The sequence below is a fragment of the Onishia taeanensis genome (genome assembly GCF_900100755.1).
Taxonomy (GTDB): domain Bacteria; phylum Pseudomonadota; class Gammaproteobacteria; order Pseudomonadales; family Halomonadaceae; genus Onishia; species Onishia taeanensis.
On sequence record NZ_FNCI01000004.1, the window covers coordinates 160539 to 173291 of the forward strand.

General features: G+C 62.9%; 12 protein-coding genes and 2 tRNA genes. 10 read left to right on the plus strand and 4 right to left on the minus strand.

Annotated elements, in window-relative coordinates:
- Positions 1-30 precede the first annotated feature (30 nt).
- The 9 genes from lolB to BLR71_RS07660 all read left to right on the plus strand — a co-directional run bounded on the left by lolB (position 31) and on the right by BLR71_RS07660 (position 6792).
- Positions 31-627, plus strand: coding sequence for a lipoprotein insertase outer membrane protein LolB (lolB, locus tag BLR71_RS07620; protein ID WP_092524737.1), 597 nt, complete (start codon positions 31-33; stop codon positions 625-627).
- Position 628: 1 nt separating this feature from the next.
- Positions 629-1516 (plus strand): 4-(cytidine 5'-diphospho)-2-C-methyl-D-erythritol kinase, encoded by an 888-nt coding sequence (gene ispE, locus BLR71_RS07625; RefSeq protein ID WP_092524739.1) that lies wholly within the window; start codon positions 629-631, stop codon positions 1514-1516.
- A gap of 91 nt (positions 1517-1607) precedes the next feature.
- Positions 1608-1682, plus strand: a tRNA-Gln gene (locus BLR71_RS07630).
- A gap of 69 nt (positions 1683-1751) precedes the next feature.
- Entirely contained in the window at positions 1752-2693 is a 942-nt protein-coding gene (locus BLR71_RS07635; protein ID WP_175491630.1) for a ribose-phosphate pyrophosphokinase, read from the plus strand.
- A 123-nt stretch (positions 2694-2816) separates the two neighbouring features.
- Positions 2817-3479, plus strand: a complete 663-nt coding sequence (locus BLR71_RS07640) for a 50S ribosomal protein L25/general stress protein Ctc (RefSeq protein ID WP_092524743.1) — start codon at positions 2817-2819, stop codon at positions 3477-3479.
- Positions 3480-3633: 154 nt separating this feature from the next.
- A complete protein-coding gene (gene pth, locus BLR71_RS07645) occupies positions 3634-4218 on the plus strand; it encodes an aminoacyl-tRNA hydrolase (protein WP_092524745.1) in 585 nt (194 codons plus the stop codon).
- A 196-nt stretch (positions 4219-4414) separates the two neighbouring features.
- Positions 4415-5506 (plus strand): redox-regulated ATPase YchF, encoded by a 1092-nt coding sequence (ychF, locus tag BLR71_RS07650; RefSeq protein WP_092524747.1) that lies wholly within the window; start codon positions 4415-4417, stop codon positions 5504-5506.
- A gap of 124 nt (positions 5507-5630) precedes the next feature.
- A tRNA-Met gene (locus tag BLR71_RS07655) sits at positions 5631-5707 on the plus strand.
- Between the two features lie 146 nt (positions 5708-5853).
- Positions 5854-6792: a DMT family transporter gene (locus BLR71_RS07660; protein ID WP_175491631.1), complete on the plus strand. Its 939-nt coding sequence runs from the start codon at positions 5854-5856 to the stop codon at positions 6790-6792.
- A 56-nt stretch (positions 6793-6848) separates the two neighbouring features.
- Here BLR71_RS07660 and BLR71_RS07665 read toward each other — a convergent pair whose 3' ends face one another.
- On the minus strand, positions 6849-8147 hold the full coding sequence (locus BLR71_RS07665) for a M18 family aminopeptidase (RefSeq protein WP_092524751.1): 1299 nt from the start codon (positions 8145-8147) through the stop codon (positions 6849-6851).
- 130 nt (positions 8148-8277) lie between these two features.
- Between BLR71_RS07665 and BLR71_RS07670 the strand changes: the two genes are divergently transcribed.
- A complete protein-coding gene (locus BLR71_RS07670) occupies positions 8278-10386 on the plus strand; it encodes a carboxy terminal-processing peptidase (RefSeq protein WP_092524753.1) in 2109 nt (702 codons plus the stop codon).
- 497 nt (positions 10387-10883) lie between these two features.
- Here BLR71_RS07670 and BLR71_RS07675 read toward each other — a convergent pair whose 3' ends face one another.
- The 3 genes from BLR71_RS07675 to BLR71_RS07685 form a co-directional block, all read right to left on the minus strand.
- Complete coding sequence (locus tag BLR71_RS07675; protein ID WP_092524755.1) at positions 10884-11588, minus strand: RNA polymerase sigma factor FliA; 705 nt, start codon at positions 11586-11588, stop codon at positions 10884-10886.
- A gap of 135 nt (positions 11589-11723) precedes the next feature.
- Positions 11724-12155, minus strand: coding sequence for a flagellar protein FlhE (locus BLR71_RS07680; RefSeq protein ID WP_092524757.1), 432 nt, complete (start codon positions 12153-12155; stop codon positions 11724-11726).
- Positions 12152-12751 carry a hypothetical protein gene (locus BLR71_RS07685; protein WP_092524759.1) on the minus strand — a complete coding sequence of 200 codons (600 nt, stop codon included), beginning with the start codon at positions 12749-12751 and terminating at the stop codon, positions 12152-12154. Before BLR71_RS07685 ends, BLR71_RS07680 begins: the two co-directional genes overlap by 4 nt.
- Between the last annotated feature and the right edge of the window lie 2 nt (positions 12752-12753).

A 12753-nucleotide genomic window follows, 5' to 3' on the forward strand; every position in this document is an offset into this window, starting at 1 on the left:
TCTTGACCGCCCCTTGAACGAGAGCCCCCGATGACTCGACGCTTCGTCCTTTTGATCGCCCTGGCCCTACTGGCCGGCTGCGCCACCCGTGGCCCCGTCACCAGCGACAGTGCCGAGCGCGGCCCCTGGCAGGACCAGGTCACTCGCGTGCAGGCGCTGACCAGCTGGACGCTGGCCGGCAAGGTGGGGCTGAAGACCGCCGATGAAAGCACTAGCGCCAATTTGGACTGGCGTCATACGCCCAACTATTATCGACTGCTGATCAGCGGCCCCTTCGGAGCCGGCCGCAGCACCCTCGAGGGCACCGCTGAAAAGGTAACGCTGACCACCGGCGAAGGCCGCGTGAGTGCCGTAAGCGCCGAAGCGCTGCTTGACCAGCAGTTGGGCTGGTCGCTGCCGGTGTCATCGCTGGATCACTGGATTCGCGGCCTGCCGGCACCAAGCGATGCCTTTGAGCGTGAAACCGATGCCCTGGGCTACCCCTCCCAGATTCGCCAGGACGGCTGGACCATCGACTACTCGGACTGGATGCCAGCCGATGGACTATGGCTGCCACGCAAACTGAAGATGCAGCGCCCCGGCATCGAAGCCATCCTGATCATCAACGACTGGCAGCCGGAGGCCTAGGATGACTGAGGCAGGGACATCAGGGGCGGCCATTCGCCTCTCTCAGGACACGCTCAGCCTGCCGGCCCCCGCCAAGCTCAACCGCATGCTGCATATCACCGGGCGCCGCGCCGACGGCTATCATGAGCTGCAGACCCTCTTCCAGTTCCTGGATATTGGCGACACGCTGCATTTCACGCCTCGCGACGATGACGCCATTCAGCTGACACCGACGCTTGCCGGCGTGCCCGCCGAGGACAATCTGGTGGTGCGCGCCGCCCGGCTACTGCAAGCCGAGACGGGCTGTCGCCGCGGTGTCGATATCCATTTGGAAAAATGCCTGCCGATGGGCGGAGGCCTTGGCGGCGGAAGCTCCAATGCCGCGACCACCCTACTCGCCCTGAACCGACTCTGGGCGCTCGACCTCGACGAGGAGCGACTGGCCACCCTTGGCCTGAGCCTCGGTGCCGATGTGCCCGTTTTCGTGCGGGGCCATGCTGCCTGGGCCGAAGGCGTCGGCGAACGCCTGACGCCGGTCACCCTGGATACCCCCTACTTCGTGGTGATTCACCCCGGCGTATCGGTCGCCACGGCACGGGTCTTCCAAGCGCCTGAATTGACACGCGACACTGCGCCCATTAGACTTTCGCGCGCACTTGAGGGGGGCGCGTCGTGCTGGAAAAACGACTGCGAGACCACGGTTCGCAGGCTTTATCCGCAGGTCGATGAGGCCATCAACTGGTTGGCCCAGCGGGCGCCGACCATGCTGACCGGCACCGGCGCTTGTCTGTTCGGGCGTTTGACGAACGTCGAAGAGGCCGCTAGGATAGCGCGCCAAGTCGACCCACGCTGGCACGCTTTTACGGCGCGAGGCGTGAACATCTCCCCTCTGCATAAGGCTCTGGGGTGAGGCAATCAGCCTAGATTGCCCGCACGACGGCTGTTGTTCCCAGGCATTGATCTTGGGCAAGAGTGCAAGCTGAGTCGACAGGCAAGGTTACTGGGGTATAGCCAAGTGGTAAGGCACCGGTTTCTGGTACCGGCATTCGCAGGTTCGAGTCCTGCTACCCCAGCCATTCCCTCCCGAGTCGACCGCCCGTCAACATCCCTCATAGAGATTCCCAAGACTCCAAAGGTGGCTGCGCGTGTCTAAATTGATGGTTTTCGCCGGGAACGCCAATCCCGAACTTGCCCGCAAGATTGCCGAAGGACTCGACAATCGCCTCGGCCATGCCACGGTAGGCCAGTTCAGCGACGGCGAAATCGCAGTCGAAATCAACGAGAACGTTCGTGGCAAGGACGTCTTCGTGCTGCAGTCCACCTGCGCGCCCACCAACGACAACATCATGGAACTGGTCCTGATGATTGATGCGTTGCGTCGCGCCTCTGCCGCCCGCATCACGGCGGTGGTGCCCTACTTCGGCTACGCTCGCCAAGACCGCCGCGTCCGCTCGGCCCGCGTCCCCATCTCAGCCAAGATCGTCGCCGACATGATGGTCAAGGCCGGCGTTGACCGGGTGATGACCATGGACCTGCACGCCGACCAGATTCAGGGCTTCTTCGACGTGCCCGTCGACAACGTCTACGGCTCACCGATCCTGCTCGACGATATCGAACGCCAGAACTACGAAGACCTGGTCGTGGTCTCGCCGGACGTGGGCGGCGTGGTTCGCGCCCGCGCCATTGCCAAGCAGCTCAATGCCGATCTCGCCATCATCGACAAGCGTCGCCCCCAGGCCAACCAGGCCCAGGTGATGCACATCATCGGCGAGATCCAAGATCGCACCTGCGTGGTGGTGGACGACATGATCGATACCGCCGGCACCCTGTGCAAGGCCGGTGAAGCGCTCAAGGATCATGGCGCACGCCGCGTGGTGGCCTACGCCACTCACCCGATCCTGTCCGGCCCGGCGGTCGACAACATCACCGGTTCGGTACTCGACGAGGTCGTGGTGGCCGATACCATCCCGCTGTCCGAATCAGCACGCCGCAGCGGCAAGATCCGCCAGCTGTCGGTGGCCGGCCTGATCGCCGAGGCGATCCGCCGTGTCAGCAACGAAGAATCCGTCAGCGCGATGTTCCACTGACGCCCTGCTAAGGGGCATAGGGAATATCGCGCAGGATACGCGCGCCGTCAGGCGCTCTTGGAAACGTCAACGCTTGGTCGCGGGCTTGGCGTTCTCCTCATCAAACCACTGAGGTTTCATTCAATGTCCGATTTCAATCTTAATGCCAGCGTTCGCCACGACCTGGGGAAAGGTGCGAGCCGCCGCCTGCGTCGTGCGGACCTCTCCATTCCGGCGATCATCTACGGCGGTGAGACGGCTCCCAAGTCCATCGCTATCGACAAGGCCCCGTTCTACAAGGCCATCGAAGATGAGTCCTTCTTCTCCTCTGTGATCACACTGGACGTCGAAGGCAAGAAGGAGCAGGTCGTGGTACGCGACCTGCAGCGTCACCCCTTCAAGCCGCTGGTGACTCACGCCGACTTCCTGCGCGTCGACGCTACCCACGAGCTGACCCTGCACATCCCGCTGCACGTGGTCGGTGAAGACGCGAGCAAGGCGATCAAGGAAGAGGACGGCGAGCTGCACCAGCTGGCGTCCGACGTCGAGATCAGCTGCCTGCCGAAGGATCTCCCCGAGTATCTGGAAGTGGATATCAGCAACCTTGAGCTGGGCACCACCCTGCACCTGTCTGACCTGACCGTACCGGCGGGCGTGACCCTGGTCGCACTGACTCACGGCGAAGATCACGACAACGCCGTCCTCAGCGTGACCAAGGCCAAGGTTCGTGACGAGGAAAGCGAAGAAGGCGAAGAAGCCGAAGCACCGGCTGATAAGCCGGCTGAAGACGAAGGCGACGCCGAGTAATCGGCAGCGCCTGCGGGCATGTCGGCCAGCCGTCATGCCCGTTATCTTCTGAAAATCAAGCGCCTCGGCGCTTGATTTTTTTTGCCTGTCCCAAGCCTCGCCACCCACCTCGGCTTTTTACCCACGAGCGTCTAACACACGTGAGGACACCGGCATGAGTCAGATAAAAGCGATTATCGGCCTTGGCAACCCGGGTGCCGACTACGACGCCACCCGGCACAATGCCGGCGCCTGGCTGGTGGAGTCCCTGGCACGCGATCATCACGCTGCCCTGCGCCCAGAGCGCAAGTTCCTGGGCCTCTATGCCAAGATCACCCTGGCCGGCCAGGACCTGCACCTCTTGTACCCGCAGACCTTCATGAACAAGAGCGGCGGCTCCGTGGCGGCCCTGGCCAAATTCTTCAAGCTTGCACCCGAAGAGCTACTGGTCGCCCACGACGAGCTCGATATCGCCCCCGGCACGGCACGCTACAAGCAAGGCGGTGGACACGGCGGCCATAACGGCCTGCGCGATATCATCGCCGCCCTTGGCAACGCCAAGGACTTCCACCGGCTGCGTATCGGCATCGGCCATCCCGGCGAAGCCCGCCAGGTGGTGAACTATGTGCTGGGTCGCCCCGGCAAGGCCGAGCGCACCGCCATCGATGCCGCTCTGGACGAAGTCGAACGCACCCTGCCGGATGCCGTCGCCGGCGACTGGGCCAAGGCCATGAACCGCCTGCACAGCTTCAAGGCGTAAGAGAGAAGACGGAAGGGATAAGAGCGCGGCTGCGCCGCTGGAAGAAGGAAGACAGGCACTCCATGGCTGGATAGAGGCCCGCCGAGAGCCTCTTCCTTCTTCCCTCTTCCGACTTCCCCCTTCTGGCTCGCGCCGAAGGCGTCCCGTAGAATACAGGCCAATCACCATCATCGAACACTCTTTCCAGGAAGATCCCATGGGTTTCAACTGCGGTATCGTCGGCCTGCCCAATGTCGGCAAGTCCACTCTTTTCAATGCCCTGACCAAGTCGGGTATCGACGCCGAAAACTTCCCCTTCTGCACCATCGAGCCCAACGTCGGCATCGTGCCGATGCCGGACCCGCGCCTCGACAAGCTGGCCGAAATCGTCAAGCCCCAGAAGACCCTGCCCACCACCATGGAGTTCGTCGATATCGCCGGCCTCGTCGCTGGCGCCTCCAAGGGTGAGGGCCTGGGCAACAAGTTCCTGGCCAACATCCGCGAGACCGACGCCATCGCACACGTGGTGCGCTGCTTCGATAACGACAACGTCATCCATGTCGCCAACCAGGTCGATCCCGAAGCGGACATCGAGATCATCAACATGGAGCTCGCCCTGGCCGACCTGGATACCGTGGATCGCGCCATTCAGCGCCTGGTGCGCGTCGCCAAGGGCGGCGACAAGGAAGCCATCGCCACCAAGGCGATTCTCGAACGCATCCAGCCTCACCTGGCCGAAGGCCAGCCGCTGCGCAGCTTCGGCCTGGATGCCGATGAACAGCAGCAGTTGAAGAGCTTCGGCTTTCTGACCCTTAAGCCGACCATGTACATCGCCAACGTCAACGACGATGGCTTCGAGAATAATCCTTACCTGGACAAGGTCCGCGAGATCGCCGCCGCCGAAGGCGCCATGGTGGTACCGGTATGCAACCAGATCGAGGCCGAAATCGCCGAGCTCGAGGACGAGGAGCGCGCCATGTTCCTCGACGAACTGGGGATGGACGAGCCGGGCCTTGATCGCGTGATCCGTGCCGGCTACGAGCTCTTGGGTCTGCAGACCTACTTCACCGCCGGGGTCAAGGAAGTCCGCGCCTGGACCGTCAAAGTCGGCGCCACGGCACCCGAAGGCGCCGGCGTGATCCACACCGACTTCCAGAAAGGCTTCATTCGCGCCGAAGTGGTCGCCTATGACGATTTCGTGTCACTGGGAGGCGAGCAGGCCGCCAAGGATGCCGGCAAGTGGCGCCTGGAAGGCAAGGACTACATTCTCAAGGACGGCGACGTGGTGCACTTCCGCTTCAACGTCTAAGCAGTTGATGCCTCACCGCTAGCCCAAGCGACGGGGTCTCCGCTCAAAGGCGATGAAAAAAGCCGGTGTATCATGCCCTTATGGTTGACGAAGCACAGGCTCTTGAGTAGTATTCATCGCCGTTGGCTACATAGCTCAGCTGGTTAGAGCACATCACTCATAATGATGGGGTCCCCTGTTCAAATCAGGGTGTAGCCACCAAAATCCGAAAAACGCCCGAACGGCCAGCCGTTCGGGCGTTTTTTTTGACCCCTTCAGCCATACGTGACATCAATAGCGCTTAGCCCTGCATGCGCGCCCGCCACGAGTTCGGGCCATAGTGCGAGTCAATACGAAGGATTGTGATGATGTGGATTCCGCTGGCCTTCGTGCTGCTCTTCTCGACCGGCTTCATCTGCGCCCGACTGGGCACCATGGATGCCGAACCCTTCACCCTGCTCCTGGTACGCAGTCTGCTGGTACTTCCGGTACTGGGCATCATCCTGTGGGCACGCCGCGCGCCTAACCAGTGGGGCAACCGCGCACAGCGAGGCTGCCAAATGGGCGTGGGCATGCTGCTGCACGGCGCCTATCTGGGTGGCGTCTTCGCCGCGGTCAAGGCCGGGCTACCCGCTGGGCTCACGGCGCTGCTGGTCAGCCTACACCCACTAGCGACGGCCGCCCTGTCGTTGCCGTTGCTCGGCGTGCGCCTGGGCCCCAAGCAATGGTGCGGCCTTGCCTTGGGCGCGACGGGCGCCAGTCTGGTGCTAAGCGGTGGCTTGGAGGCATCTCACGGCTGGCCCCTGGTGGGTCTGGCTTGGTGTTTAATGGCCCTGGTTGGCATTTCCAGCGCCACTCTGTGGCAGAAACGACTGAGTGGCGGCATGGGAATGGTCGAGGGGTTGATTTTCCAGTACCTGGGGGCCGCACTGGTCTTCAGCGTCGCGGCCACCTGGATCGGCAGCTTCACCTTCGATCCCACTCCCCGCCTACTGCTGACACTTGCCTGGCTGGTCGGCGCAATCTCGGTGGGCGCCATCTGGCTACTGATGATCATGATCGCCCGCGGCGAAGCGCATCAGGTCGCCCGCACCTTCTTCCTCGTCCCGCCATGCGCAGCGGTCATGGCCTGGCTAATGTTCGACGAGCAGTGGACGCTGCCGATGATCATCGGCGCCGCCCTGGTGGTGGCGGGCCTGGCACTCGACCGCCCGGCGGCTAACCAGGCCAATGCTGCCCGAGGCAACGCCGCCAAGCCTAGCGCCAACCAAGGCAAATCAACGCACCCCGAGCAAACCACTAAATAGAGCGCCCGAGCCCACTCTTAGCTAAGTCGGAGGCCGGAGCACAGCCAACCCGCTTCTCAAACCAGCTCGGCGCGATTCAGATAGGCCGTCAGCACGCGAATCAACCGCTCGGCGTCTTCGCTGCCGGCCGTCTCGCGAATCGAGTGCATGCCCCACTGGGCGACGCCCACATCCAGCGTCGGCACACCGAGTTCGGTGGCGGTGATCGGCCCGATGGTGCTGCCACAGCCCATGTCGGCGCGGGTGACGAAGGTCTGCACCGGCACCTCGGCTTCCCGGCAAAGGTCGTGAAACAGCGCCGAGGTGGCACTATTGGTTGCATAGCGCTGGCTGGCATTGACCTTGATCACGGGGCCGCCGTTGATAGCAGGCCCATGGCCGGCATCATGCTTGTCCTTGAAGTTCGGGTGCAGCGCGTGAGCATTGTCGCAGGAGATCATTCTCGATGCCTGGATCAGGCGAATGAAGCCCTCGTCGCCCGCTTCGCCGAGCTGGGCATTGACGCGCCGCAGCACATCACCGAGGAAGGGCCCCTGGGCACCTGAGGCGCTGGCGCTACCCACTTCTTCATGGTCATTGGCCACCAGCACGGCGCCTTGCTCACCGTTGCAATCAAGCAAGGCTTCCAGGCCGATGAAACAGGACAGCAGGTTGTCGAGACGAGCACTGGCGATGAGCTCGCCCCGAGCACCTACGCGTGCCGGAGGCTGGGTGTCATAGAGCGCCAATTCGAAGTCCAGCGGCTCGGCGTCCTGAATGCCGTGCTGCGCGTCAAGCCAGCCTTTCAGCAGGCCATTGAAATCATCGCTGTCGCCACCTTGCAACAAAACCGCCGCCATCTCGGTCTGAGGGTTGATGGCGCGACCGCTGTTGGCCTCACGGTCGAGATGAATCGCCAGACTCGGCACGGTCGCCACCGGCCAGTCGACGTTGAGCAACACCCCCTCGATACGCCCATCGGGATGGCGCAGGTGCACTCGGCCGGCAAGCCCCAGATCACGATCGAACCAGGGTGCCAGCAGCACACCGCCATAGACCTGCACGCCTAGCTGCAGCCAGCCGGCGCTATGCTGGGCGGCATGGGGCTTCAAATGCAGCCCCGGGCTGTCGGTATGGGCCCCGATCATGCGCAGCGCTTCTAGCCGCCCCTTGGGCAGCTGCAGCGCAATAATCGAGGCGTCGTTGCGGGTCACGTAGACCCGCTCACCGGCCGCCAGGGTCCAGGGTTGTGTCTCATCCAGGCGGCGATAGCCGGCAGCTTCCAGGCGTTCCGCCATGTTGGCTACCGCATGCCAGGGGGTGGGAGAACGCTCGAGAAAGTCGAGCAGTCGATCCACGGGGGAGGCGTGATGCATGTTCATCCTCTTGAAGGGTCTGTGTCTGGCGACACAGGCTGCTACAATGGCCTCTCGGCTGTCGAGAGGCGGGTGACGAGCCGGGCTCAGCTAGGGACGAAGTGTACATGAAACCGGGAGTGCTTCATTGATGAGACGGATTGCAGCCATTGGGCGGATAGGCGCCATCACCCTGATGCTGATGACGCTGAGCGCCATGGCGATGGCCCAGCCGCACCCGAGCGAGGCGCAGGTACAGGTAGCGCCCGAAATCGCCGACTCCCTTCGCTACGGGCACTACGCGGATGTCAGCCTGACCGACAGCTGGTCGCAGCGTGCCTTCCAGCGCTACTTGGATATCCTCGACCCACAGCGATCCTACCTGCTCAAGCGTGACGTCAACGAGTTCCGCGACAGCCTAAGTGAGCGCATCGACGACGCCCTTTACGACGGGGACCTGGAACCGGCTTTTGCGCTCTATGAGCGCTATCAGGAACGCCTAGAGGCACGCCTGGAGTGGATTCTAGCCAAGCTCGATGACGGCCTCGACTACCGCTACGATACCGACGAGCGGCTGGCACTGGATCGCAAGGATGCGCCTTGGGCCGAGAAACAAGACGCCCTCGACGAGCTTTGGAACAAACGCCTCAAGAACTCGGCCCTGACCATGATGCTCAGCGGCCAGGAGGAGGCCGAGGTCGAAAAAACGCTACGCGATCGCTTCGAAGGCCAACTGAACCGCGTGCACCAGACCAACACCGAGGATATTTTTGGCCTGTTCATGGCTGCCGTGACCGGCACCATCGATCCTCATACCGAGTATCTGTCACCGCGCCAGGGCGAATCCTTCGATATCCAGATGCGCCTATCCCTCGAGGGGATCGGAGCCCTGCTGCAAGCCGATGGTGAATACGTCAAGGTCTCGAGTCTGGTAGCGGGTGGCCCCGCCGAGAAGGCCGGCGTTCTGCAACCCGCCGACCGTATCATTGCCGTCGGGCAAGGCGATGACGGCGAGATGACCAACGTGGTCGGCATGCGCCTCGATGATGTGGTCGACCTGATTCGCGGCCCCAAGGGATCAAAGGTGCTGCTGGATGTCGTGCCGGCCCAATCGGTGGACACCACACGCTCGCATATCGTCGAAATCGTGCGTGATACCGTCAACCTAGAGGACCAGGCAGCCAGCAGCGAGGTCATCGAGGTCAAGCGCGAAGACGGCACTCATCGCATCGGCGTGATCGACGTTCCCACCTTCTACGTCGACTTCGACGCCTGGCAGGCCGGCGAAGAAGATTACCGCAGCACGACCCGCGACGTGGCCAAGGAGATCCGCTCTCTCAAGGCGCAGAATGTCGAAGGGATCGTGCTCGACCTGCGCGACAACGGAGGTGGCGCCCTGCAAGAAGCCAACTCGCTGATCGGCCTGTTCATCGATCGCGGCCCCACCGTGCAGGTGCGCGACGCTAGCGGGCGCATCAGCCTGTATGGCGACACCGACAGCGGCGTTCTCTATGACGGCCCGCTAACGGTGCTGGTCAATCGTCTGTCGGCCTCAGCATCCGAGATCCTGGCGGGCGCCATTCAGGACTATGGTCGTGGCCTGATCGTGGGCAGCCGGACCTTCGGCAAGGGCACCGTGCAGACCCTCAACGAGCTCAGTCACGGCGAGGTCAAGCTGACCCGGGCCAAGTTCTATCGGATCTCCGGGGAAAGCACCCAGCACCGTGGCGTTGAGCCCGATATTACCTTCCCGAGCCTGATCGACCCGGACGTGATCGGTGAAAGCAGCCTCGACAACGCCCTGCCCTGGGACACCGTGCGTGCCGTGCAGTACCGGCTCTACGGAACGCCCTGGCGTCACCTCGAGGCCCTGGCCGCGTCGCATCGCGAGCGCATCGCCTCGCACCCCAATTTCGTCTACCTGGAAAAACAGGCCGAGCTCTCCCGCCAGCTACGCGATCAGCTCACCAGCGTCAGCCTGAATCGCGAGCAGCGTCAGCGCGAGATGCAGGCCCAGGAAGCCGAGCAACTGTCGCTGGAGAATCAGCGCCGTCGCGCCCTGGGGCTCGAGGAACTCGAAGACTGGAGTGATGCCCGCGGCGCCACCGATGAGTCAGAGACGGGTGCCGCACTGGATAGCGAGGAGTCCGCTCCCATCGACCGTGCCCAGCTCATCGAAAGTGCCAACATCCTGCTCGACTATTCTCATCTCAGTGAGGACGACAGCATGGATGGGCGCCAAATCAGCGGCATGCAGTAATCTCTGCCTCGGCAAAGGGCGCACCCAGCGGGTGCGCCCTTTTTCTAGCTCTCCTGTAACGCCCTCCCCGCTTTTTTTCTGATATCGCCTCCACTGACAGCGCCCACAGTCGACTTGCCCTGCTTTCTGGGCTGACAGCTCTCCTTCTGTGTCTCAGTAGATGCTCATGCGCGCCTGCCGGAAGCTCAATATGACGCCAGGTCTTACACCATCCGCCGTTCTTTCGCCGGTTCCATCACTGAACCGCGCACGAAGCTCGATCGGAAATGGACGGCTTAGGTGATGTTTTCGGGGCACGTCGCAGCGGTAAAACAGCGGAGCAGCGCGGGGAGAAAAGAGGATAGGCAGTCGGTCACTAGCATCCTGAAAGCGCGCTCAAGGCCGCCGGACGAGTGGTTGGCGCTCAGCAATACGAGGTTTATTGCCAAGCCAGGCTAGCGTTCAGGAGAGCCAGAGACGGGGATCGGAAAAGCCGCTAGCGAGCCACGGTACTGGCGTCAGTTATCGGTCACCATTCGCGCCCTAAGGCGACTCACGGCCTGACTGTGCAGCTGGCAGACACGGGATTCGGTCACGCCGAGTACTGCACCGATTTCCTTGAGGTTGAGCTCTTCCTGATAGTAGAGCGCCATCAGCTGTTTTTCACGCTCCGGTAAGGCACCAATGGCCTCTACCAGCTGCTCGCGCTGCTGGCTGTCGACCAGCGCCGCAAAAGGGGATTGCGGCGCGCCGGCCCCCGCCTGGGGCTCTCCGCCTTCGGTGACCAACTCCTCGAACGGCAACAGATGACCGTTATTGGTGTCGCTCAGTAACTGGCGATAGACATCCATCGGCATATCGAGATCAGCGGCAATTTCCCGCTCCTCCGGTGGCCGGCCCAGCTCCTGCTCGAGGCGACGCACGCTGGCATCCACGCTGCGGGCATTGCGCCTGACGCTGCGTGGCATCCAGTCCCGGGTTCGTAGCTCATCAATCATGGCGCCGCGGATACGCTGGCTGGCGAAGGTCGTGAAACTTGCGCCCGCCTTGGCGTCAAAGCGCCCCAAAGCATCCAGCAGTCCCACCATACCCGCCTGAATCAGGTCATCCAGCTCGACCGCCGCCGGCAGCTTGACCTGCAGCGAGAGTGCCTGACGCCGGACCACGGGCAGGTACTGTTCAAGCATTGCGTTTTGATCGATCTTGCCCTGTGCCGTGTACATCCTGTTGCCTCAAGGACCGACATGGAGCCGGAAAGCGTGGTTAGGACGACGCTCCGTACAACCGGAGTTCGATGAATTCTATTATTAAGCCTGTCTCACTCGATAGAAGGGCGAAATAGCCCCTAATGATGGCGGTTATTTCACTGATGAAGCGCCTCGGTTGCGATAGTTGACGATCACCTGCAGCCCCTCGACCTTGACCGCGCGGCGCTGGCCGTTAGGTAGCAGGAAGCGAAAGTGCAGCTCACTGCCAGCCTGCCAGGACATGGGGGCGGTGCGCCGCCCTCGGGTAGAAGTCAATGACAGGCACTCGCTACCCTGGCATAGCCATGCACGAAGCGCCCGGTCAGAGGGTAAGCGAAACCGCCAGCTAACCTCGCTGACCTGCCGGCCTGCCAGCCGTGAAGGATTAGCCGCAGAGAGAGCCTCAGAGCTTGTCACCCGCCCCGGCACGGCGACGGTCACCGAAGGGGCATTGGCCACCCAACTGCCGGCGGCCAGACACGCTGGCGCCATTCCGAGTATCATGGCGATACCGAGGAGTCGGATTGCCCAGAACTTGTTCATGGCGCCAGCACCAGCAGGTCGATATCGAAGGCTTCGCGTGCCATCTGCTGCAGATTGTTGAGCAAGCCCCGCCGCGAGGCGACCGGCGGATGCAGTGCCAGCATACGCTGGGGGCCGCCATTACGCCGCACGGCCTGCAGCACATTGAAGGCCTCGCGAAAACCATCACCGCCGGTCTCGACCCACAACGCCCAGCGTTTTTCCTGGCTGGCCAGTTGGGCCAGCCGCGAACTGTGGGCATCGCAGGCCACGACCTGCCAAGCCGCCGGATCCCCCACCCAGCGCCGTCCTTGCCGTGACCAACTGACCAAGGCCGCCTGCGCTTGCTCGACGCCACCGGCTCGTGGAAGCCCCACCACCATCAAAGGAATGGTCGGGACAGGCTCCGGTTCTGGTTCGGGCGTTGGCTCGCGTTGCGGTGCCGGCTCGGGTTCCGACGCCTGGTCCGGTTCCGGCATGACCGGGGCATCCACTGCACGGTCGCGAGCACCCGCCGGCGCCTGATCATCGGCGCGCACGGCCTCACCCAAGGCTTCATCGCCCGAGGCTCCACGCGCCTGAGCCCAGCGGCGCAGACCGGCTGCCTGGTCACTCATAC